Origin of the sequence: Xanthomonas sp. LMG 12460, from assembly GCF_009192895.1 — a bacterium.
GTDB lineage: Bacteria > Pseudomonadota > Gammaproteobacteria > Xanthomonadales > Xanthomonadaceae > Xanthomonas_A > Xanthomonas_A sontii.
Window position 1 is genome coordinate 1 of sequence record NZ_NKUH01000090.1, and the last position, 20,297, is coordinate 20,297.

The window sequence follows — 20,297 nt, forward strand, 5'->3', positions numbered from 1 at the left end:
GGGCGGCGGGGGCAATATGACCTGGGTGATGCGCGGCGGCTGCGCGCGCGTCGGCATGACCGGATGCGGACGCAACAGCATCGTCGCCAGCCAACCGAGCAACAGCAGCGCCAGCAGCCCTGCGCCCGGCAGCAGCCAGCGTCGCGCAGGAGCCACGGGCGAGGGCGGCATCGGCGTCATCTCAGCCGGCCGCCGGCCGTTGCGAAGCCAGGCCGATCGATGCGATGCCGAGCCGGCTGCACAGATCCAGTACGGCCATGACCTTCTCGTACTGCACGCTGCGGTCGCCGCGCAGGATCACCGGCAGTTCGGCGTCGCTGGCCAGCGCGTTGCGCAACTGCTGCTCCAGTTCGCTCATGCTCACCGGCACGGCATCCAGGCTGATCTGGCCGTTGTTGTCGATCGCGATGACCTTGGTTTTCGGCTCGGACAGCGGCTTGGCCGCGCTGGCCTTGGGCAGATCGACCTTGATGCCTTGCACCGCCGCGGTGGTCATGATGATGAAGATCACCAGCAGCACGTACGCCAGGTCCAGCATCGGCGTGATGTTGATGTCGTCGTACGGCTTCTTGCCTTGCACCTTCATCGGCTCAGCCCTCGCGCACGCGCGCCGGCGCGTCGCCGGCGTAGTCTTCGGCGATACGCTTCTCCAGTTCGTCGACGAACACCTGCATGTCCGCCGAGACCGCTTCGGCCTGGCTCAGCAGGTAGTTGTAGCCGAACAGCGCCGGGATCGCGACGGCCAGGCCGGCCACCGTGGCCAGCAGCGCCGCGGCGATGCCCGGAGCGATCGCATTGATGTTGACGTCGCCCGCCGCCGCGACTGCGGCGAAGGTGATCATCACCCCGACCACGGTGCCGAGCAGACCAAGGAATGGGCCGCCGGAGATGGCGATGGTCAGCAGCACCATGCCTTTGTGGATGCGCTGGCCCTCGCGCACCGCTGCCGCATCCAGTGCCGACCGGATCGCGGCGATCGATTGCGTGCGCACGATGCCGGTGCCGCTGGCCTGCAGACGCTCGCGCAGTTGCTGCTGGCCGACCTGCAGCAACCGCGCCAGGTTGGAGCGCGTACCGGCCTCGCTGCCCAGTTGTTGCCAGTGCGGCGCGTGCAGCGGATGCGTGGCGGCCTGCTGGCGGAACGCGTCGAGGAAGCGCGCATTGGCGCCGGCGGTGGCGTTGAGGTAGAGGCCCTTGCGCACCATCACCCACCAACTGATCAGCGCCATGAACGCCAGGATCACGATGACCGCCCAGGCGTCCGGGGTCAGCGCGGCGATCAGGATGCCGAAGTAGCCATGGCCGCCGTCGCCGCTGCGCTGCTCGACCGGGTCGAAGCGCAGCAGTCGCGCATCCACGCCCTGGCTGCGCGCCGCGGCCTCGATCGCGCCGACCGGGCGCGCGACCTTGGCGATCTCGACCTCGTCGAGCAGGCCGATGAAGTTCTGCTGCGCCGCACCGGGGGCTCCGCCGAGAAAAACGCCGCCACTGCTGGCCGGCAGGCCAGCGGCGGCCTGGCCGGCCGGCTGACCATTGACGAACAGGGTGCTGGTCTTGCCGTCGCTGCGCAACGCCAGGTGCACCCACGTATCCGCCGCCACCGCCGTGCTGGCGACAATGCGCGCGGGCGCCGCCGTGCCGCCCAGCTCCGCGACGGCCTTGCCGTCCTCCAGGCGCAGCACCAGGGCATCGGACAGCGCCAGCACGACGCCGGATGCGCCGGCGCCGGCCGGCTTGGCCCACAACGACACGGTCGCCGCCTGCGCCGCCGGCCAATTCAGCGACGCCGACGCGGGGACCTGCACCGGAGCGCTTCCGTCCAGGCGCAAACCGGCGCCGATTAGCGCCGCGTCCGCCAGCGCCAGCGGTGCGCCGGCATTGTTCCCGTAGGCGGTACTGTCGCTGCCGGCGGCCTGGGCATTGGCGAAGTGGTACACCGCGACCGTGTCGGCGTCGTAGCTGCCCTTGGGATCGCTGCCGCCGCTGGCCTCGGGGTTGCCGAAGTAGACGTAAAGCGGCGTCGTCGCGTTGGCCGGCAGGTCCGGCAGGTCGACCCAGGCCAGTGCGACCTGGTCGACAAGCCCGTCGTATTTTTCGAAGTGGTACTTCAGCGGCGTGCGGTCGTCGCCCGCGACGAAGCGTACATCGCTGCCGTCGGCCTTGGCGTCGGCGAAATTGAAGTTGCCCGAGTGCAAGCGCACCAGCACCTGCGTGCGTCCTGCGGGCTGGGTCAGCGCGGCGCCGGTGGAGGTGGTGTCCACGCTGAGCTTGGCGCGGTAGTTCCATTTGCCGTCCCACCAGGTCGCTGCCAGCGCCGGCAGCGCCAGCAGCCACAGCCCCAGGAAAACGCACATACGCAGTCTGATCACGATCTACCCCGATTGGTGGTTGACGACGCCGGCATCAGAACTCGCTCCACAGCCGGAACAGCACGTTGATGTCTTTCTGTTTCTGCCCGCTCGGACTGGACAGCGGGGCGGCGACTTCCAGCACACCGTTGAGACGTTCGAAGGCCTTGAACGTCGCGCCCAGTCCAGTGCTGACCAGCGTCTCGCTAGCCAATTGCTCGGGGAGCGGGGAATGGATGCGCACGTAGCCGGCGTCGAGGAAGGCATGCAGGCGCGCGTCCTGCACCGTGCGCCCGGCGGCAGAGGCGAACGAGGGGCTGCGCAGTTCGAACTGGCCCGCCGCGCCGTAGTCGCCAAGCGCCTGGCTTTCGAAGTAGCCGCGCACGCTGTCCATGCCGCCGATGCTGAATTGCTCGTTGCTGATCAACGGTTCGGACGCCAGTTGCGTCTGCAGCCGCGCCGACCACTGGTAATCGCCGGCGAAACTGCGGGTCCGCGACACATCCGCACGCACATGGAAGAAGTTCGCGCGCGCCTGGTAGCGCTTGACGTCGAAGCGCGCGCTATCGTCGCCGGCGCCGCGCACGTTCATCGTCGCGGTGAGTTCCAGCGTATCGGTGCCGCGCGGCGTGCTCCAGGTGGCGCTGTAGGCGGCACTGAGCGGCAGGTAGTGAATCGGTGCCGAACTGCGGTCGCCGCCGAACAGGGTGTCCTCGCGGAAATCCTTGTCGTCCACGCCCAGGCTCAAGGTATGGAAGAAGCCGGCATCGCCCGGCAGCGTGCGGATCAGGCGCAGGCCGTACAGACTGCCGTTGCCGATCACGTTGAAGCCGCCGATCGCCGCGACTTCGCTGTCGCTGCGCACCGCGTAGCCGAGCAACGACCAAGGCGAGGCGCCGAAGCGCGCCAGGTACGAGGCCGACACCACCCGGGCATCGGAAGGATGCTGTGGCGCGGTCTGCGCGGAGACGGTGAAACTATGGCCGCGCTGCCATAGATTGTCGTAGCGCACCGAACCGCTCAGGCGCAGCTCTGCGGTGTTGGCGCTGTTGCGGTTGTTGAGTTCCAGGTTGCCGTGCAGCGGCAGGCTGTCGTCGACGTTGAGATCGACGTCGACCGTATTCGGCCGCGCGCCGGGTTTGACATCGGGCGTGACGCGCCGGTCGGGCCATTGGTTCAAGGCCACGATATCGCGCTGCACCGCCGCGAAGTCGGGCACACCACCCTCGGCGAGCGAGTTCGCGCCGCTGGCGATCGCGTCGGGAGAGAAATATCGCGCACCATTGACCCGCAAGCGGCCGATGCGCTGCTCGCTCACCTGCAGCGTGACCAGGCCGCCTCCGGCGTCCTGTTCGGGGATGCTCACCGCGACGGTGGCCAGCCCCTTGTCCGCGTACAGCGCCTGCAATGCCGCGCGCGCCGCCTCGACATCGGCTTCGCTGCGCTGCGGTCCGAGAAACGGATAGACCGCACGTTCGATATCTGCCGTGCCCAGCGTGGTGTTGCCGATGACTTGATAGGCCATGACATCGAACCGCGCCATCGGCGTATCGCTGGCCCAGGCGTGCGGCATGCCGCACGCGGCCGCCCCAAGCGCCGCGAAGAATCGCCACTGCATCTGCAAACATCCCCTGTCCTGCGCAAGCGGCGAGAGCGCCGCTGGAAAGATCGCCTCGAATGCGGCGGGAACTTAGAAGCGAAGGATGACCGCGACCAAAAAGTTTTATGACGTCACGTGCAACAAGCGGTGCCTGATTGAAATAATTCCGCGATATCTACGATATGAATGCGCGACGAACCCGGGATTATATGGATGCAATCCCCAAATACACGGGGACACCGATTTGAAATACAACGCATCACGTCAAAACGTTTGTCTACATAATGATCCAATATGTGGGTGCTGCCATGCGGTATCGATCGCGAACGCGACGAAAGCCATGGCACGTTCTGCGGGCAGCGGACCACTCATGTGCCGATCGGGCGCACGGGCGCCCGGTGCATCGATCGGCGAGGCGCTGTCGCACACGCGGCGACAACGCGCCGACTGCCTGCCCTCGTGACGGCGCTGTGCTGCGATCTCCAGTCCGCGCACCGGCCGCGGCGTGCTGCGCTCGGCGCGAGCCCCATCGGCAACGGCTGCAGCTTCGATGCCGACGATCGCCGCGGTGTTGGCAGCCGCCCACGACGCGACGCTGCCGCTCTCGGTGTGTCCTCCTGGATCTGAATGGAGCAGGGCGGTCGCGCCTGGTTCTGCGCGGCGCGCCGGCTTGTGGCTGCGATCAGCGAATGCCGCTGCGGGCTTTTGCATCCTCGCCGCGCGTTGCGTGCAGATCGCCAGGCACGTGCGACGGCAACGGACATCGTGGAGCGACTGCGTACGGTGATCGCCGCACCAGGCAGAAGCGCTATGTGGCGATTGACGTGTCCGCGGCGACGACCAGTCCGGATCGCCGAGCATAGATGCCATCCTGCGCAGGGCCGCCTACGCCACTCGCCCCCATGACGATCGCTTGGCGGTAGAGTGAGGCAAGGTCGACACTGCATCGGCCGCCCCATGCCGCAACCGGATCCCGCAATGCGTGTAGCCAGCACCGCCATCCCGACCGGAACCACCCCCGCCGAATGGCGCTCCATCGAGCACGCCGCCACCCGGGAACTGCAACGCCGCACCGAGGCGGCGCATACGGCGGTGATCGCGCTGCTGCAGACCCACGCCGCTGCGTTCAGCGCGAAACAGCGCGCCCAGATCCGACGGCGGTTGGCGCGGGGCGGCTGAACCCCACGGCCGCAGGTGCGGCAGTGCGACATGCGAGGGGTGCGTGATGCCGCAGCCAGCGAGGGAATGACAGGCGCCATCGACCGGCGTCGCATGCCCAGTTGTCAGCGCCGAGGCACACGCGGTCGGCGAGCCAACGAGGCAGCCGCCCGCGTGCCGCGTGTCCGGCGCCGACCATGTCGCTGATTGCCACACAACCTCGGCTATCATCGACCAGACGCTGAGATGAGTAAGGATATGGAAGTGCGACTCACGCGCGAGCAGGTCCTCGCGCTTGCGCCGGATCCGGCATCGGCCAAGGCGGCCGCCGGCCTGGCCACGGACGGGAAGTGGGGCCTGCTCGGCGCCGACGCCGAGGTGCTGTGGGGAGAATGCCAGGGCAGTGGCGCCAAGCCCTACCAGACCCAGGTGGACCTGGTTGCACTGGTCAGCCGTTGCTCGTGCCCCAGCCGCAAGTTTCCGTGCAAGCACGGGCTGGCCATGCTGCTGCTGTATGCCGACGGCAACCCGCGCTGCGTGGCGGGCACCCGCCCGGCCTGGGTCGAGGAATGGATGCAGGGACGTCGCGAACGCGCGGCGCGCAAGGAGGAGGGCGCCGCCAGCAAGCCGCCGCCCGATCCGCAGGTCCAGGCCGCGGCGGCGGCCAGGCGCGAACAGGCGCGTTGGGCGCGCATGCAGGCCGGCGCGGCCGAACTGCAACGCTGGATCGCCGACCAGTTCCGCCAGGGCCTGGCCAATCTGGGCGCGGAGTTCGACCAGGACGCGCGGCGCATGATGGCGCGCATGGTCGATGCGCAGGCTTCCGGCCTGGCCGCGCAGTTGGAGCGTGCCGTGGGCGAGGGCGGCCGCGATCTCGCGCAGCTCGCCGACCTCGGCGAACGCCTCGGCCTGTTGCAACTGTTGGCCCAGGCGGTGCCGCGCGCAGGGGCTTTCAGCGCCGCGCGCCAGGCGGACCTGCGTGCCGCACTGGGCTGGCCGCTGGAGCGCGACACCGTGTTGCGCGAAGGCGAGGCGGTGCACGATCGTTGGCATGTGCAGGGCCAGCACCTGATCGAGCAGCCGGGCAATCTGCTGGAACGCCGGGTGTGGCTGCAGGGCCTGGACAGCGGCCGCCCCGCGCTGCTGCAGGAGTACAGCCACGGCGGGCGCGGATGGGAGCAGCAGTGGCGCAACGGTCATGTACATGCCGGCTGCCTGCATTTCCATCCGGGTACGGTGCCGTTGCGCGCCGTGCCGGGCGAACTCGATGCCGGCGTGGAGGCTGGCGCCGCGCTGCCGCGCACCGACACCCTGGACGCCGCCGCCCGTGCGCATGCGCTCAACCCATGGCTGCCGCAGGTGCCGATGCGCCTGCAGGAGGCGCAGATCGCGCACGACGGCCGCAGCGTTCGGGCGCAGCACAGCGAAGGCAGCCTGCCGCTGCAGCTGCCCGCGATGCAGGGTTGGGCGCTGCTCGCGTTCGCTGGCGGTCATCCTGTCTGCCTGATGGGCGAGTGGGACGGCGACACGCTGTGGCCGCTCAGCGCGTGGAACGCGCAGAGCGAGCGTTGGGAAAGGAGCGCGGCATGAACGAGGCCTGGTTGAAACCGGCGCTGCTGGGTATCGATCGCGCACAACGGATTGCTCTCGATGGCGCACTCGGCGAGCTGCTCGCCGCCATCGCCACGCAGGACGATGCCGCACTGGGCTACAGCCTGCAGGTGGGCGCGTTGGCCGCCTGCCGGCGTGCGGCGCTGCGTCTCGGCGCGCCACTGCCGCTACCGCCGCCCGCGCCGCCCGATCCGCAAGCGCTGCCCGCAGACCATGCCTGGGTGCCGCTGTTGCGGGCGCTGTTCGCCAGCGCGCAGCCCGCAGCGTGGCTGAAACGCCTTCGCCACGAAGCCTGCCTGCAACTGGCCGCACGCGGCCAGCATCTGCCGGTCGCAGTACTGCCGCAGGCATTGGACGCAGGCGCGCGCCTGAGCGCGCTGCGGGGCGCATTGCGCCCGGTGCTGGGCGCGCGTGGCCGCTGGCTTGCGGCGCGCAATGCAGAGTGGACCTACGCCGCCGATGCGGCAGCGGCGGCGCAGACGCCTGCCGATCTGGCGCGGATCTGGGAGGAGGGCACGTTCGATGCGCGCCTGCTGGCCTTGCGGCAGTTGCGCGCGTCCGACCCCGACGGCGCGCGCCAGCGCCTGCAGGACGCGCAGAAGGAACTGTCCGCACGTGAACGCGCCGCCTGCGTCGATGCGTTACAGCCGCAGTTGTGCGAGGCCGATGCGCCGTTCCTGCAGCAACTGCTGAAGGACCGCAGCCGCGAGGTCCGCCAGTTGGCCGGGCCGATGCTGGCGCGGTTGTCGTCCACCGCACATGCGCAGTACCTGCAGGCGCAGATGTCGGCGGTGTTGCAACAGCAGCGCACTGGCCTGTTGCGCCGAGTGAGCTGGACCCTGGAGGCGCCGAGGGCGGCCGATGCCGGCTGGAACGAGGCGGCCATCGACAGCAAGCGGCCCGACAGCGACGCGCTCGGTGAGCGCGCCTGGTGGCTCTATCAACTGGCGCGGCAGTTGCCGCTCGCCTGGTGGTGCCGCACGCTGGAGAAGACCCCGCAAGAGGTGCTGGCCTGGTCCCGCACCACGGAGTGGGACGCCGCCCTGCTGCGTGCCTGGCTGGAGCAGGTGGACGCCAGCGAGCCGGCCTGGGTGGAAGCCCTGCTCGACGTGGAGCAACGGCAGCGCAGCCCGAGCGAGCTGTTGGCCCTGCTGCCGCCGGAGCGGCGCGAGCGCTACTGGCCGCCGAGTACCGCGCAACTGCAGCAGCAGGCGCTGCTCGGCGAGGTGCTGGCCGGCACCGCCCACGGCCAGCACTTGAGCGCCGCCTATTCGCAGTCGCTGGCGACAGACCTGGGCTCGCTGTTCGGCGCTCCGATGCTGCGCCACGACTATCTGCTGCGCGACGCGCTGCTGGAACTGCTCGCCGTCCTGCATCCATCCGCATTGCCGCGGGTGCGGGTGGCCGATCCGGCCGCGGACGCCAGCGCCGCCTTGCTCGATTGCGTGCAGCAGGCCCGCCAGCTCCTGGTCCTGCGCCAGAGCCTGCACGCCGCATCCTGATCCTCACGCCTTTCACTGGAGACCTCATGAGCACTGCCGTCCTGCGCCAGCACGCCGAACATCAATACGCCGAGGAACTGGAGGAACTGCGCCGCCAGGACAACCGCCAGCGGCCTGCCAACTGGCAGCTGTCGCCCTGGGCGGTGGTGACCTACCTGCTCGGTGGCACGCTGGAGAACGGCTTCGTGGTCAGCCCCAAGTACATCGGCGACCGCCGCCTGATGGAAGTGGCCGTGGCGACCATCGCCACCGATCGCGCCCTGCTGCTGTTCGGCGTGCCGGGCACCGCCAAGTCCTGGGTGTCCGAACACATGACCGCGGCGATCAGCGGCGATTCCACGCTGCTGGTACAGGGCACCGCCGGCACCAGCGAAGAGCAGATCCGCTACGGCTGGAACTATGCGCAGCTGCTGGCCAACGGGCCCAGCGAGAAGGCGCTGGTGCCGAGTCCGCTGATGCAGGCCATGCGCCTGGGCAAGATCGCCCGCATCGAGGAGCTCACCCGCATTCCGGCCGACGTGCAGGACGCGCTGATCACCGTGCTGTCGGAAAAGACCCTGCCGATCCCGGAGCTGGGCAGCGAAGTGCAGGCGGTGCGCGGCTTCAGCGTGATCGCCACCGCCAACAACCGCGACAAGGGCGTCAACGAACTGTCCAGCGCGCTGAAGCGCCGCTTCAACACCGTGATCCTGCCGGTGCCGTCCAGCGAGGAGGACGAAGTGGCGATCGTGCGCAAGCGCGTGGCCGAAATGGGCGCGGCGCTGGACCTGCCGGCCGAGCCGCCGGCGCTGCAGGAAGTGGCGCGGGTGGTGCGCATCTTCCGCGAGTTGCGCAATGGCGTTACCGAAGACGGCAAGGCCAAGCTGAAGAGCCCGACCGCCACGCTCTCCACCGCCGAGGCCATTTCCGTGATCAACAACGGCATGGCCCTGGCCGGCCATTTCGGCGACGGCGTGTTGCGCCCCGGCGACATGGCCGCCGGCATGATCGGCGCCATCGTCAAGGATCCGGTGCAGGACGCGCTGGTGTGGAAGGAATACCTGGAAACCGTGGTGAAGGAGCGCGAGGACTGGAAGGACCTGTACCGCGCGTTCCGCGAGCAGGCCTGAGCGAGCCGGCCTCGATGAGCGAAGCCATCTCCCTGTTCGGCATTCGCCACCACGGTCCCGGCTGCGCGCGCAGCCTGGTGGCCGCGTTGACGGCGTTGCAGCCGGACTGCGTGCTGATCGAAGGACCGGCAGGTACCGAAGCATTGCTGCCGCACGTGCTGGAGGAGGGCATGCAGCCGCCGGTGGCCCTGCTGTCCTATTGCGTCGACGACCCGCAACTGGCCGTGTTCCATCCGTATGCGGCGTACTCCCCGGAATGGCAGGCCATGCACTGGGCGCTGCGCAACGGCGTGGCGGTGCGCTTCATGGACGTGCCGCCGGCCTTGACCCTGGAATGGCAGGCGCAGGCGCGTGCCGAGCGCGTGGCTGCGCCTGCAGACCAAACGTCGGAGCCGGCGGACACGCCGCCACCGGCGCAGGACGACGCCGACGCTCCCGAGGACGAGCGCGCCGAGGTGCGCCCGTCCGATCCGCTGGATTGGCTGGCGCGCGCCGCCGGCCATGCCGACGGCGAGGCCTGGTGGAACCACATGGTGGAAGAGCGGGGCGACGGGCAGGGGCTGTTCGATGCCATCGCCGAGGCCATGGCCGCCGTGCGCGAACACACGCCGGAGCCTCCCGGCCTGCGCGGCGAACACGAGGCCGTGCGCGAAGCCCACATGCGCAGCGCGCTGCGCAGCGCCAGCAAGGCGTTCACGCGTGTCGCGGTGGTTTGTGGCGCCTGGCATGTGCCGGCGTTGCAGCCGGCGGCGTTGCGCGCCAACAGCGCCACCGCGGACAGCCGCCTGCTCAAGGCCATGCCCAAGCGCAAGACGCAGAGCACCTGGGTGCCATGGACCTATCGCCACCTGAGCATGGACAGCGGCTACGGCGCCGGCGTGGAAGCGCCGGGCTGGTACGACCACCTGTGGCGCAGCAGTGGCGTCCACGACCAACGCGCCGTCGGCTGGTATGCGCGGGTGGGGCGCCTGTTGCGCGACCACGGACTCGACTGCTCGTCGGCGCACCTGATCGAGGCCACGCGCCTGGCCGACACGCTGGCCGCCTTGCGTGGTCATCCGACCCCGGGCCTGGACGACATCGCCGAGGCCAGCCGCGCGGTCATCTGCAACGGCGACGACGCGCCCATGCGGCTCATCCGCGAGCGCCTGATGATCGGCGACGCCCTGGGACAGGTGCCCGACAGCGTGCCGGCGGTGCCGCTGCAGCGCGACCTGGAGGCGCAGCAGAAGCGCCTGCGCCTGAAACCCGAAGCGCTGGAAAAGACCCTGGATCTGGATCTGCGCAAGGACACCGATCTGGCGCGCAGCCATCTGCTGCATCGGCTGCGCCTGATCGGCATCGAATGGGGCCGGCTGGCGCGCACCGGGCAGTCCGCACGCGGCACCTTCCACGAAATCTGGCAACTGGCCTGGCAGCCGCAGTTCCTGGTGGACCTGGTGCAAGCCAGCCGCCACGGGCAGACCCTGGCCGATGCCGCGTCCAGCATGGCCATCGCACAGGCACGCAAGGCCGAGGCGTTGCCGGCGCTGTCCGCGCTAGTGGACCAGGTGCTGCTGGCCGACCTGCCGCAGGCGGTCAGCGCGATCGCCGCCGAGCTCGAGGCCCGCGCCGCCACCGATGCCGACCCACTGGCGCTGCTCGGCGCACTGCCGCCACTGGCCAACGTGTACCGCTACGGCAATGTCCGCCAGACCGAGGGCCGCCAGGTCGCGCACCTGTTCGACAGCATGCTGGCGCGCGCGGTCATCGGCCTGACCCTGGCGCTGTCCAGCCTCGACGAGGCCCGCGCCGAGCAGGCGCGCAGCATCGTCCTGGACGCCGATCGCGCCATCGGCCTGCGCGGCGATGCGGACGGCAGCGCCAACTGGCAACAGGCGTTGCAACGCGTGGCGCTGTCGCCGGCATGCAACGCGTTGCTGCAGGGCGTTGCGCTGCGGCTGCTGTTCGACACCCAGGCGGTGCAGGGCACCACCGTGCACCTGCAACTGCAGCAGCACCTGTCGCCGGGTGCCGAACCGCTGCAGGCCGCGCAATGGCTGGACGGCTTCCTCAACCGCAACGCCACCGTGCTGCTGCACGACGATGCCGTGTGGCAGATGATCGACGCCTGGGTCGTGGCGCTGGACGAGGCGCAACTGGTGCGCGTGCTGCCGCTGGTGCGGCGCACCTTCGCCGCCTTCCAGCCCGCCGACCGCCGCGACCTGGGAACGCGCGTGCGCCAGGCGCCGGTGGAGAAAACCGAGGCCGCTGTCGTCCCCGATTGGAACCTGGCCCGCGCCGAGCGCGCGGTGCCGACGCTGCGCGAACTGCTGGGATTGCCCGCATGACCGACACGCCATCCACACCCGACACGCCCACCTCGCGCGCGCAGCGCTGGCGCCTGATCCTGGGGCAGGAGGCCGAATCCAGTTGCGGCGCCTTGCCCAAGCCGCTGCAGGGCATCGACCAGGCGCTGGCCGCGCTGTACGAGCCCGACGGCCCAGGCGGCCTGGGGCGCCGCGGCGGGCGAGGGGCCTCCTCGCCTAGTGTGGCCCGCTGGCTGGGCGACATCCGCCGCTACTTCCCCTCGTCGGTGGTGCAGGTGATGCAGCGCGACGCCCTGCAGCGCCTGGATCTGACCCAGATGCTGCTGGAAAAGGAAATGCTCGAGCAGGTGCAGCCCGACGTGCACCTGGTCGCCAACCTGATCGGCCTGAGCCAGGTGATTCCGGCGCAGACCAAGGACACCGCGCGCATGGTCGTGCGCCAGGTGGTGGAGAGCCTGCTGCGCCAGCTCGAGGAACCGATGCGCTCGGCGGTGACCGGCGCCCTGGACCGCGCGCGCCGCAACCGCCGCCCGCGGCTGGCCGAGATCGACTGGCACCGCACCATCCGCAGCAACCTGCGGCACTGGCAACCCGACCTGCGCACCGTGGTACCGCAGGACCTGGTCGGTTACGGCCGCAAGGCCAGGAAGCCGCAACGCGAAGTGCTGCTGTGCATCGACCAGAGCGGCTCCATGGCCGCCTCGGTGGTGTATTCCAGCATCTTCGGCGCGGTGATGGCCTCGCTGCCGGCGGTGTCCACGCGCCTGGTCGTGTTCGACACCGAAGTGGTCGACATGAGCGAGCAACTGGACGATCCGGTGGACCTGCTGTTCGGCGTGCAACTGGGTGGCGGCACCGACATCCACCGCGCCGTGAGCTATTGCCAGGGCATCGTCCGCGAACCGCACAACGCCATCCTGGTGCTGATCTCCGACCTGTACGAAGGCGGCGTCGAGGAGCGGCTGCTGGCGCGCGCCCGCGAACTGGTCGAATCCGGCGTGCAGTTCATCGTGCTGCTGGCCCTCAGCGACGAAGGCACGCCGTCCTACGACCGCGCCTTGGCGGCCAAGCTGGCGGCGCTGGGCGTGCCGTCGTTCGCCTGCACGCCGGATGCCTTCCCAGGCCTGATGGCCGCGGCGATCCGCCGGGACGACATCCAGCAGTGGGCGGGGACGCAGGGATTGGTGACGGTGCGGTGAGGTTGGTGGGTCTGATGGTGTCCGGGGCTGCTTCTACTTCAGGCTTCTTACATAAGATACATTATGCGAAATTCTGCTGGTGGCCAGCCTTGGCATTGTCGTCAGCCTGGCTGTGCGCCACTACATGGCCCACAGGCAACCATGGAAGCCAGCATGACCATTGACCCCACCGAACGCACCGAACTGACCGGCCCTTGGGCCGGTTTTGGTTTCCAGCTCGGGCACATGTGGACCCCTGAGGGATACAGCCTCTACCCCGAGGACATGGTGTGGTGGTCGCTCACCTGCAACATCGCGCATGAGTGGCGGCAGATGATGGCGGATGCGCGTCGGCCTCGAGGCCAAGATGAGAACGATTCTCGCAGTGCGAGATCCACGCAGCGGAAAGTGATCTACCTGCGGGACGTGCTGCGGCGCCGGCAGCAAGAGCGGTCAGCAGAAGGTGGTCAGTCGAGGTGCGAGCCTGGCCAGGTGCGCCGACCAGGTCGTGGGCGCCGGCGTACCTGGCGCGGGTGAGGCGTTGACCGTAGGGGGCGATGCCCCCTACACCCTAGTCGAACGGGTCGTAGAACTGCTCGCGCTCGCGCTGATAGACGCGGTGCATGTAGGCCTCGGAATACCGAACACGGCGGGCACGCTCTAGACGCCGCAGGCGCAGACTGGCGCGAATGCCGGAGGCGAGGCCGGCGAAAGACAGCCCTATGACGGCAACGAGTTGAGCGGTAGCCAACCAGTCGATATTAGCCATTTCCATGACGCGTCACGCCTTCGGGTAGCGGGTGGCCAACTCGGCAACGAGGCGGGCAACAGTGCCGCGCGAAGATCCGTTGTCGATGCTCTTGCGGATCAGATCCAGCAGCAGGCTATCAGACAACTGAGCCGGTCGGGCATGCCCTACCCTCAGCCGCTTGGCCTTGCGCTGGCGATACGCGGCCGCACGCTCGGCGTCGGTCTTGGCAGCGATGCCGTCGGCCGGCGGTCGACCAGGTCGACCGCGCAGGGGCATTTCCAGGGTGCCGGGGTCTTTTTCGTCACGCATCACGTTTACTCACTGTCCTTGGCGCGGTGGAAAAGGAACAGGTAGAGGCGGAACACACCAAACCCGAGAAGAAGCAATCCCTGGATTCCGACAAGTGCTTGCGTAGCGTTCATGGCGCCCATCCTCTTTGTGTGGATCCATTATATCGTGACGAGTCACGAATGTCTGATGATCTGTAGTTATAAGTGACGCGTCACGTAATTACATGTCAAGGGTAGTAGGCGGTGTAACACTGGAGCTGGGATAAGGCTTCGACTCGGGGAACGTGCCAAGCGCGCGCGTCTGCTTGGAAATGATCGACGCAGGACGCTGCGCAGGCTGTGTATGGCGAGCACCAGAGGCATCGTCACTACCCTGCCCGCCCTGCACCACCTGTTGAGCCTGAGCGGGCTGCGGCGGCGCCTTAAACGGGTTGTACGGCTCACCATTTCGGGCAATCTCGCGGCAGACATCATCGCGGATCGTCTGAACCCTAGTGTTCTGCTCAGTGACACATCGACAGCTATTCTCGGTGCTCATGCAATACACGTGCGGGTCGCTCACGACGGGACGGCCGACGAATGCAGGCGCAGACCAAGGAACATCAGACACCATCGGCGCAAGCATCTGCACATAGCCCTCGGCGCTAGACACGGACGCGACAGAGGACGCGGCGGCCGGCGTGCCGGACAGCGACGCCGCCGAAGGCGGCGTCTTTTTGTCCGGCTCGCCGGCATGCGCCAGGCTGCTATCGCGGAAAACGGTGTACCAAGCGCCGACAGCCAAGATGACAGCGATGGGAAGGATCATCAAAGCGCGTTTGACGAGAGCCGGCATTTGATATTTAACCGTGTGCACCTCAGCAGATTCATAACATGCAAAATACTGCTTCGGAAAATTCCAAGTGTTGTAATCATAAAGGGTCTTAATGCGCTTAATGGGCGCCCTAACCTCCTCCATAACAGTGTTATTTCTAAAAATAAAACTGGCTTCCTTGCCGTTACAGCGCAGCAAATGCTCATGGAAACCAATCAGTCCGCGCAAATAGGTATCAAGATAATTGGGCTGTTGCGTCGCCAGCACTAGACGTATGCCATCGTGCCGGATTTTATTCATAATCACTTCATTCGGAGGATCACCGCTACGCCTAGCAGGAAAATAGTGCTGAGCCTCATCGACAAACAGAATTGCGCCAGAGGGAAGATCGCGCCAATCTTTAGGATCAGGCCAATGCGTAGTGCCGCGAATTTTAAGGCCATCAATATTGGAGTAATAAACATGCTCGCCCTTTTCCACAAGCACGGAAATGGCCTGCGCCAAACGCAAACTCTTGCCAGCACCCGGCAAACCAGTAAGCAACGAAATAGATGCAGTATCACCGATCATGTGGCCGCCTGATTCTTGCGTTGAATGAAAATACGCTCAGCACCGCGAATGCCATAAGCGCTCAAAATAATAGAAACGCCAGCGTCTATACCAAGAGCATGGACCCAATTGGCGATAGAAGCCGGTATCGCGGACCAAGCATTCTGTGCATACTCAATAATTGGGTCATAAATAAAGTGTTGCGCGGCAAAACCAAGACCGACCGCAGAAAGAAGGCGACCAAGCCAAATTGCCGCACGCAGCTTTACTAGCTTATGAATGGTGTCCGCGAAATTTTCAAAAAAGTTGTTTGCGAAATCCTTGGCCCAATCAAACATCAAATATTCCTCCCGACGATGAACATGGCCATTACGGTGCACATGGCAATAATCACCATCCTGATAGCCGCTATCGCATCATAAAAGCCCTGCGGGACAACCCACTGATGCCCCTCGATTGAAACGTCAGGCAACAAAGAACCGCCGCCACCCACACTCACCAACGACTGACTAAGCGTTAAGCCGGAACCAGCAGGCTTGCCGTTCCAAATGCCGTCAACCACACCCTCATCGTCAGGGTTGGAGATGGCGGCAGCGCGATTAGCCATACCCTGCGCTATGGCCTCCATGCCGCAACGCTGGCGCCACTGCTGCAGCACCTGCGCATACTGCGCGGACTTGCAACCAGCGCCAGCACAAACGGGGATGTCAGAATCGGCACATGTAGTGCCAGCAGTGACCTCGCCGGCATCAGTATTACATTGAATTTTCCAGGTGAACTTAAGCTGCAAACACTTCAAAGTGTCGCCAACGCAAGCAGGGGGCGCGGTGCAATTGCCACTGTCAGATGCACTGTCAGTATCCTTATCACTATCCTTACTACCAGCATCCTTTCCGCCATTGCCGGACGAATTACCCGAACCATCTGGAGAATTGTCGCCAGTCGAATTCTTGGACGTGCCAGACGGAACACTAGAATAATTCGTGACGTTATAGGTTGTGCAAGTATTATTAACACAAGCAGTATTCTGATGCCCTTCATTACGCTGCCACTCTTGATCCTTAATAGTGACACTAGGAGGCGTAACCGGCTCACCCTTTGGCGATTTTACTTGGGCATCAGAACCGTCTGTTTTCTTACCAGTTTCATTAGGGGCCCAGCAAAAAGTTTTGCCAGTAGACGACGTGGCGCAATAATCGCCGTTAGGCGCCAAACAAGCCGTCTGCCCAGAGCCAAGCGCAGTGCACTCCTTTTCCTTCTTCTTAGTCGCGTCTTCCTTGTCGGCATTATCCTTCGATATATCGGAGGTCCCATTGGGTGCAACGCAGGTCTTGCCGTTATACGTTCGATCCTTCATGCCATAAATCTTGACGCCACCAGAAGTGCTATCAAAGGGCGTTCCCTGCACCTGGCATCCACCGATGCAACTACTTGGCTGCGAATACCAAGGCGCAGCGTCAGCAAGCTTGTTTTGGTTACGATCAGCGCATGTTCCCTTGAAATAGAAAGTGCCTATGCCGGATACGTTACCACTACATCCCTGGCTTTTCTGCGCATAAAAACCAGAATACGAAATAGAGTCGGCACGCCTTGAGCAACCGACATAGCAATACGTGCCGTTAGGCGAAGACGCACACGAAGAGTCAGAAGCTTCCTTGGCTGCGGCATCGCCGTAGCGCTTGGCAACAGCGGATGCAATGCCTTCGTCACACACGGACGAGTTGGGATCCTGACACCCAAAATCAGCAGGCGACGCCGCCTTTGCAGACGCACACGTCTGCGCAATGAAAGCGAAACAAACCGCGACGCAAGCATATGCGACGCGGCGCACCACGGCACGCGCGAAGTAGCGAGCGAGCCACCGCATATCAGTGTCCGGAAGCGCACACGTGCGCGGCATGCATCAAAAACAACAGTACGATCAACCCTTCCATAAAAGCTCCCCTATAAAAAAAAGGGAGGGCTACCCCTCCCCTTTTTCGTGACGAATCACAATTAACGGCCGCCGATGATGCCCAGGGCCTTGAGGGTCCAGCGGCCCAGAGCGAACGCGCCCAGGATCGAGACGCCGACGGCCGTGTAGGTCACGACCTTGGAGATGATGTCGGAGCCATCGAAATCGCCGGCAGCCATGGCGAAGCCGGGCATGACGGTCAGCGCGGTGAGACCGACAACGACGGCGGTCTTGGCGCTGCCGAACGCGCGGTTCAGGGTGTTGATGATGTTGGACATAGATGTCACTCCTCTGTGGTTTTCGGAAAAAGCAGCGCTTTCGCGACTGCCAGGGTCATCAAGCCGATGAAGTACGCACTCCCCACCGCCGCGGCTTGTTCAATGGTGGGTAACGGGGTCGTCCAGTCGCTCTGATCGACCCACGCGGTTTGCGCGCACGTGCCGTCCTGAGCGGGCGCAGGATCAATGCAGGTCAGCACGCGCGCCATGGATCACGCCGCCTTCGCCGAAGCGCCGACGACTTGCGGAACCGTCGCGCCGGTTTCCTTGAGCGCAACGGCGAGCGGCCACAGCTTAATCCGCTTGAGCGTCACGTCGCCGTACTGACCGCTGCCGTAGCTGTCCGGATGGATGACGTAATCGCCCACCTGATAGCAGGGGCCATCGCCGAGGCCGACGTTGAACGTGGTTTCGTAGCCGCCACCGAGCAGGACACACGCACGCTGCTCACGGAAGATTTGCGGCACACCCTTGATGACGACACGGCGCTCGATGATGCGGTCATCTTTGACCCTCACAATGGACATGGGATTTCCCTCTTGACTAAGGTTTCCCGCACGTAGGCGGGCAGATCGGCTGCCTTACAGGCACGCTTGAAACGCGAGGGCAGCCCTTCCCGCGCCAGGTGATTGACGACGAAGTCGCCGAATTGGTCGCCCAGCGCTTCGCGCAGGCAATGGAGAGTTGGCCCGACCTGGCGGTGCGCCCAGCGCACCATGGCCTCAGCGGTCGCTTCTACGGTGCGCTTGGCGATCTTGACGGCGGTGGCGACGCCCTGCCCTACCCTGGCGAGCAAACGCTCCATGTACGCGTAGGAGCCGCGCAGATAGCGCATCGGATCGGTGAGCATGTCGAGCGACAACTCGGCGTGCTTCCCATACAGGCGCGCTTCGTAGCGCACCCAGGGCGATTCGCACACGCCTAGCTGCTTGCCCTTTTCGTAGATGCAGAGTTGCTTGTGGCCCTTGCCGCCGACGTAGAGCGTGCAGCCATCGCCGTTGCCGTGGTCATCCATGAAACGGGTCTTAGGCGGCGCACCAGGGCCGGAACCGAACAGGAGACAGCCGCCGGTATCGGACATGTTGGCGCGCGCGAGCGCTTCATGATCACGCACGGTGCCAAGGACACCGTCGTAGTCGTCATACGCGATGTCGCAGCGCGTGATGCGCGCGCCGACAAGCTGCAAATTGACTTCGACGTGCCGCCAATTGCGGATATAGCGACAAGCAGCGCCAGAGAGACTGACGCACATCGTGTCGCCGTTGCCCTCGCAGCCGAAACGACCCACCAACTCGCCGTTGGCGTCGATGATCGGGGCGCTGGAACGATAGAACTGCCACCGCTTCGCGTGGATCTGCCCCATGAACACGTCGCGCGGGTCAAGACCGAAGATCCACTGCAACAAGTAGCGCAGGTTGAGCTTACGCGCCGCCTCAAGTCGGTCGCGATTGAAGACGACGGTCAAAAAGTCCACCGTCACCGCGTGCTGCCGAACCGGTGCCGGTTGCCCTTTTTGGCCCGTGTTACTCCCCGGGCCAAGGTCATGTGCATTTTTCACCGGTTCGACCGGTGAAAATTCGTGAAGCGCGGTCATGCGCCACGCTCCAAGCGCGCAGCAGCAGCCTGCATGCGCACAGCGACCCAGTAGTCACCAAGCGTGACGGCCTGGCCGTCCACGTGGATGACGACGGCGGAGAGCTCGAGGAGGTCAGGCCGGTGCGGCGCGACCGGCACGATGATGCGCTGGACGCGCTGCGCGGGCGCCTTGGATTCACGCACGGCGGCGCACCTCGCGCTTCGCTTCCTCGACCATACAGAACGCGCGAAACTCAGCCTCGAGCTGCTGATCAAAGCGACGGTCAGACCAACGCAGGTAGGCGCGGAAGCCGCGAAAGAGGAAGTAGAGGGCAAGAACGGCAAGGATCGCAGCCTGGACAAGGAAAATATCGTGACTCATCACGAAATATCCCCCGCCTGACGGACGCGGAAGTCACGCACCGCGATGGCGAACATGCGACCACGGATCACCTCATCGGCCACGTGCTCGAACTTGCGCTCATAGGCGGTGAAACGATCCGGGTGCGCCTCAAGGACGACCCAGCGGCGACCATCGCGCTGCTGAACCTGATATTCGTGATTCGTCACGGTATTTCCCCAATCCCCTACCCTGACCCGTGGCCCCCGGGGGGTGCCGGGGGGCGGGTGTGAACTGTGCAGTTCACAGTTGTGCATGTAACCTGACCGGGACACATCATGTCAACCGGTCACGACACATGAATAGCGAAAATATTCTTCTTGACAAAGTCAAAGAAATATGCGGGGTTCCTTCGGACAATGCGTTAGCTGTAGCGCTGGGGGTTCAACGCCAAGCAATCTCAAAAATCCGCCGTGACGAAATGCACCTATCAGACGAACGCATCGCAGAGCTATGCGGGATGGCAAAACTGGACGGGGGCGAATGGTTGGCCCGAATCCACACCGAAAGAGCAGCAAGCCCGGCGGAAAAGGCGCTATGGCGATCGGTACTGGACAGGCTAAGCGCGGCGGCCGCGGTCGTCGCGCTGGTGGTGATCGCGGCAAAGACAGGGGGTCATCAGGGGCTTGAAGCCGCCCTGCCGGCCCTCTTCATAACCAGGTCCTACGATACATTATGCGAAATTTAATGTATCCCCGGACGGGTGTGCGGCCGGCCATCCCCGCCGCAGATCTGTCAGTCCCCGTGTCAGTTTCTTTAGTTCGTGTCCTTTTCGCTTGGATCGTGCCCCTGCTTGATTTCAAAGGCTTTTTTCCCTCTCCAAGGACACGATCCAAAGTAACGCGTGGACGCTCTTCGTGCCAGTGTCGCT

Annotated in this window: 24 protein-coding genes; 8 read left to right on the forward strand and 16 right to left on the reverse strand. The window is 65.4% G+C overall.

Annotation, left to right across the window (positions count from 1 at the left end; genetic code table 11):
- Positions 1 to 181 precede the first annotated feature (181 nt).
- The 4 genes from CEK66_RS16875 to CEK66_RS16890 form a co-directional block, all read right to left on the reverse strand.
- Positions 182 to 586, reverse strand: a complete 405-nt coding sequence (locus CEK66_RS16875) for a biopolymer transporter ExbD (protein WP_152237666.1) — start codon at positions 584 to 586, stop codon at positions 182 to 184.
- A gap of 4 nt (positions 587 to 590) precedes the next feature.
- A complete protein-coding gene (locus CEK66_RS16880; RefSeq protein WP_152237667.1) occupies positions 591 to 2,369 on the reverse strand; it encodes a DUF2341 domain-containing protein in 1,779 nt (592 codons plus the stop codon).
- Between the two features lie 34 nt (positions 2,370 to 2,403).
- Positions 2,404 to 3,921 carry a ShlB/FhaC/HecB family hemolysin secretion/activation protein gene (locus CEK66_RS16885; protein WP_152237668.1) on the reverse strand — a complete coding sequence of 506 codons (1,518 nt, stop codon included), beginning with the start codon at positions 3,919 to 3,921 and terminating at the stop codon, positions 2,404 to 2,406.
- 291 nt (positions 3,922 to 4,212) lie between these two features.
- Positions 4,213 to 4,659, reverse strand: a complete 447-nt coding sequence (locus CEK66_RS16890) for a hypothetical protein (protein WP_152237669.1) — start codon at positions 4,657 to 4,659, stop codon at positions 4,213 to 4,215.
- Positions 4,660 to 4,926: 267 nt separating this feature from the next.
- On the opposite strand from CEK66_RS16890, the gene CEK66_RS16895 reads away from it, so the two are divergent.
- The 7 genes from CEK66_RS16895 (at position 4,927) to CEK66_RS16925 (ending at position 13,352) form a co-directional block, all read left to right on the forward strand.
- On the forward strand, positions 4,927 to 5,127 hold the full coding sequence (locus CEK66_RS16895) for a hypothetical protein (RefSeq protein ID WP_017910369.1): 201 nt from the start codon (positions 4,927 to 4,929) through the stop codon (positions 5,125 to 5,127).
- Between the two features lie 225 nt (positions 5,128 to 5,352).
- Positions 5,353 to 6,696, forward strand: a complete 1,344-nt coding sequence (locus CEK66_RS16900) for an SWIM zinc finger family protein (RefSeq protein WP_226978652.1) — start codon at positions 5,353 to 5,355, stop codon at positions 6,694 to 6,696.
- A complete protein-coding gene (locus tag CEK66_RS16905; RefSeq protein ID WP_152237670.1) occupies positions 6,693 to 8,219 on the forward strand; it encodes a DUF5691 domain-containing protein in 1,527 nt (508 codons plus the stop codon). Before CEK66_RS16900 ends, CEK66_RS16905 begins: the two co-directional genes overlap by 4 nt.
- Before the next feature lie 26 nt (positions 8,220 to 8,245).
- Positions 8,246 to 9,328 (forward strand): AAA family ATPase, encoded by a 1,083-nt coding sequence (locus CEK66_RS16910; RefSeq protein WP_017910372.1) that lies wholly within the window; start codon positions 8,246 to 8,248, stop codon positions 9,326 to 9,328.
- Between the two features lie 14 nt (positions 9,329 to 9,342).
- Positions 9,343 to 11,658 (forward strand): DUF5682 family protein, encoded by a 2,316-nt coding sequence (locus CEK66_RS16915; RefSeq protein ID WP_152237671.1) that lies wholly within the window; start codon positions 9,343 to 9,345, stop codon positions 11,656 to 11,658.
- Positions 11,655 to 12,836 (forward strand): VWA domain-containing protein, encoded by a 1,182-nt coding sequence (locus tag CEK66_RS16920; RefSeq protein ID WP_152237672.1) that lies wholly within the window; start codon positions 11,655 to 11,657, stop codon positions 12,834 to 12,836. The genes CEK66_RS16915 and CEK66_RS16920 overlap by 4 nt, the downstream gene beginning before the upstream one ends.
- A gap of 153 nt (positions 12,837 to 12,989) precedes the next feature.
- Entirely contained in the window at positions 12,990 to 13,352 is a 363-nt protein-coding gene (locus tag CEK66_RS16925) for a DUF3653 domain-containing protein (RefSeq protein WP_152237673.1), read from the forward strand.
- 34 nt (positions 13,353 to 13,386) lie between these two features.
- Here CEK66_RS16925 and CEK66_RS16930 read toward each other — a convergent pair whose 3' ends face one another.
- The 12 genes from CEK66_RS16930 to CEK66_RS16980 all read right to left on the reverse strand — a co-directional run bounded on the left by CEK66_RS16930 (position 13,387) and on the right by CEK66_RS16980 (position 19,596).
- A complete protein-coding gene (locus CEK66_RS16930; RefSeq protein WP_152237674.1) occupies positions 13,387 to 13,590 on the reverse strand; it encodes a hypothetical protein in 204 nt (67 codons plus the stop codon).
- Between the two features lie 6 nt (positions 13,591 to 13,596).
- Positions 13,597 to 13,875, reverse strand: coding sequence for a hypothetical protein (locus CEK66_RS16935; protein WP_152237695.1), 279 nt, complete (start codon positions 13,873 to 13,875; stop codon positions 13,597 to 13,599).
- Between the two features lie 201 nt (positions 13,876 to 14,076).
- Positions 14,077 to 15,240: a zonular occludens toxin domain-containing protein gene (locus CEK66_RS16940; protein WP_152237675.1), complete on the reverse strand. Its 1,164-nt coding sequence runs from the start codon at positions 15,238 to 15,240 to the stop codon at positions 14,077 to 14,079.
- On the reverse strand, positions 15,237 to 15,557 hold the full coding sequence (locus tag CEK66_RS16945) for a DUF2523 family protein (protein WP_152237676.1): 321 nt from the start codon (positions 15,555 to 15,557) through the stop codon (positions 15,237 to 15,239). Before CEK66_RS16945 ends, CEK66_RS16940 begins: the two co-directional genes overlap by 4 nt.
- On the reverse strand, positions 15,557 to 16,933 hold the full coding sequence (locus CEK66_RS16950) for an A coat protein (protein ID WP_226978653.1): 1,377 nt from the start codon (positions 16,931 to 16,933) through the stop codon (positions 15,557 to 15,559). Before CEK66_RS16950 ends, CEK66_RS16945 begins: the two co-directional genes overlap by 1 nt.
- A 281-nt stretch (positions 16,934 to 17,214) precedes the next feature.
- A complete protein-coding gene (locus CEK66_RS16955; protein WP_152237678.1) occupies positions 17,215 to 17,451 on the reverse strand; it encodes a hypothetical protein in 237 nt (78 codons plus the stop codon).
- A 5-nt stretch (positions 17,452 to 17,456) separates the two neighbouring features.
- Positions 17,457 to 17,660 (reverse strand): hypothetical protein, encoded by a 204-nt coding sequence (locus tag CEK66_RS16960; protein WP_152237679.1) that lies wholly within the window; start codon positions 17,658 to 17,660, stop codon positions 17,457 to 17,459.
- 3 nt (positions 17,661 to 17,663) lie between these two features.
- Positions 17,664 to 17,978 carry a single-stranded DNA-binding protein gene (locus CEK66_RS16965; protein ID WP_152237680.1) on the reverse strand — a complete coding sequence of 105 codons (315 nt, stop codon included), beginning with the start codon at positions 17,976 to 17,978 and terminating at the stop codon, positions 17,664 to 17,666.
- Positions 17,966 to 19,045: a replication initiation factor domain-containing protein gene (locus CEK66_RS16970; protein ID WP_226978654.1), complete on the reverse strand. Its 1,080-nt coding sequence runs from the start codon at positions 19,043 to 19,045 to the stop codon at positions 17,966 to 17,968. The genes CEK66_RS16965 and CEK66_RS16970 overlap by 13 nt, the downstream gene beginning before the upstream one ends.
- The gene (locus CEK66_RS20415; RefSeq protein ID WP_193312696.1) at positions 19,042 to 19,230 is read right to left on the reverse strand and encodes a hypothetical protein; all 189 of its coding nucleotides are present in this window, start codon (positions 19,228 to 19,230) and stop codon (positions 19,042 to 19,044) included. The genes CEK66_RS16970 and CEK66_RS20415 overlap by 4 nt, the downstream gene beginning before the upstream one ends.
- The gene (locus tag CEK66_RS16975; RefSeq protein ID WP_152237681.1) at positions 19,223 to 19,408 is read right to left on the reverse strand and encodes a hypothetical protein; all 186 of its coding nucleotides are present in this window, start codon (positions 19,406 to 19,408) and stop codon (positions 19,223 to 19,225) included. The genes CEK66_RS20415 and CEK66_RS16975 overlap by 8 nt, the downstream gene beginning before the upstream one ends.
- Positions 19,408 to 19,596, reverse strand: a complete 189-nt coding sequence (locus tag CEK66_RS16980) for a hypothetical protein (protein ID WP_152237682.1) — start codon at positions 19,594 to 19,596, stop codon at positions 19,408 to 19,410. The genes CEK66_RS16975 and CEK66_RS16980 overlap by 1 nt, the downstream gene beginning before the upstream one ends.
- Positions 19,597 to 19,724: 128 nt before the next feature.
- Here CEK66_RS16980 and CEK66_RS16985 point away from each other — a divergent pair, with 128 nt between their 5' ends.
- Positions 19,725 to 20,114, forward strand: coding sequence for a DUF3693 domain-containing protein (locus CEK66_RS16985; RefSeq protein ID WP_152237683.1), 390 nt, complete (start codon positions 19,725 to 19,727; stop codon positions 20,112 to 20,114).
- The last annotated feature ends 183 nt before the right edge of the window (positions 20,115 to 20,297 follow it).

Bases quoted from the DNA above. Each gene is read 5' to 3' on its own strand.
- CEK66_RS16875 (WP_152237666.1), bottom strand. From the start codon at position 586: ATGAAGGTGCAAGGCAAGAAGCCGTACGACGACATCAACATCACGCCG.
- CEK66_RS16885 (WP_152237668.1), bottom strand. From the start codon at position 3,921: ATGCCGCACGCCTGGGCCAGCGATACGCCGATGGCGCGGTTCGATGTC.
- CEK66_RS16890 (WP_152237669.1), bottom strand. From the start codon at position 4,659: ATGCAAAAGCCCGCAGCGGCATTCGCTGATCGCAGCCACAAGCCGGCG.
- CEK66_RS16895 (WP_017910369.1), top strand. From the start codon at position 4,927: ATGCGTGTAGCCAGCACCGCCATCCCGACCGGAACCACCCCCGCCGAA.
- CEK66_RS16900 (WP_226978652.1), top strand. From the start codon at position 5,353: ATGAGTAAGGATATGGAAGTGCGACTCACGCGCGAGCAGGTCCTCGCG.
- CEK66_RS16905 (WP_152237670.1), top strand. From the start codon at position 6,693: ATGAACGAGGCCTGGTTGAAACCGGCGCTGCTGGGTATCGATCGCGCA.
- CEK66_RS16910 (WP_017910372.1), top strand. From the start codon at position 8,246: ATGAGCACTGCCGTCCTGCGCCAGCACGCCGAACATCAATACGCCGAG.
- CEK66_RS16915 (WP_152237671.1), top strand. From the start codon at position 9,343: ATGAGCGAAGCCATCTCCCTGTTCGGCATTCGCCACCACGGTCCCGGC.
- CEK66_RS16920 (WP_152237672.1), top strand. From the start codon at position 11,655: ATGACCGACACGCCATCCACACCCGACACGCCCACCTCGCGCGCGCAG.
- CEK66_RS16925 (WP_152237673.1), top strand. From the start codon at position 12,990: ATGACCATTGACCCCACCGAACGCACCGAACTGACCGGCCCTTGGGCC.
- CEK66_RS16930 (WP_152237674.1), bottom strand. From the start codon at position 13,590: ATGGAAATGGCTAATATCGACTGGTTGGCTACCGCTCAACTCGTTGCC.
- CEK66_RS16935 (WP_152237695.1), bottom strand. From the start codon at position 13,875: ATGCGTGACGAAAAAGACCCCGGCACCCTGGAAATGCCCCTGCGCGGT.
- CEK66_RS16940 (WP_152237675.1), bottom strand. From the start codon at position 15,240: ATGATCGGTGATACTGCATCTATTTCGTTGCTTACTGGTTTGCCGGGT.
- CEK66_RS16945 (WP_152237676.1), bottom strand. From the start codon at position 15,557: ATGTTTGATTGGGCCAAGGATTTCGCAAACAACTTTTTTGAAAATTTC.
- CEK66_RS16955 (WP_152237678.1), bottom strand. From the start codon at position 17,451: ATGTCCAACATCATCAACACCCTGAACCGCGCGTTCGGCAGCGCCAAG.
- CEK66_RS16960 (WP_152237679.1), bottom strand. From the start codon at position 17,660: ATGGCGCGCGTGCTGACCTGCATTGATCCTGCGCCCGCTCAGGACGGC.
- CEK66_RS16965 (WP_152237680.1), bottom strand. From the start codon at position 17,978: ATGTCCATTGTGAGGGTCAAAGATGACCGCATCATCGAGCGCCGTGTC.
- CEK66_RS16970 (WP_226978654.1), bottom strand. From the start codon at position 19,045: ATGACCGCGCTTCACGAATTTTCACCGGTCGAACCGGTGAAAAATGCA.
- CEK66_RS16975 (WP_152237681.1), bottom strand. From the start codon at position 19,408: ATGAGTCACGATATTTTCCTTGTCCAGGCTGCGATCCTTGCCGTTCTT.
- CEK66_RS16985 (WP_152237683.1), top strand. From the start codon at position 19,725: ATGAATAGCGAAAATATTCTTCTTGACAAAGTCAAAGAAATATGCGGG.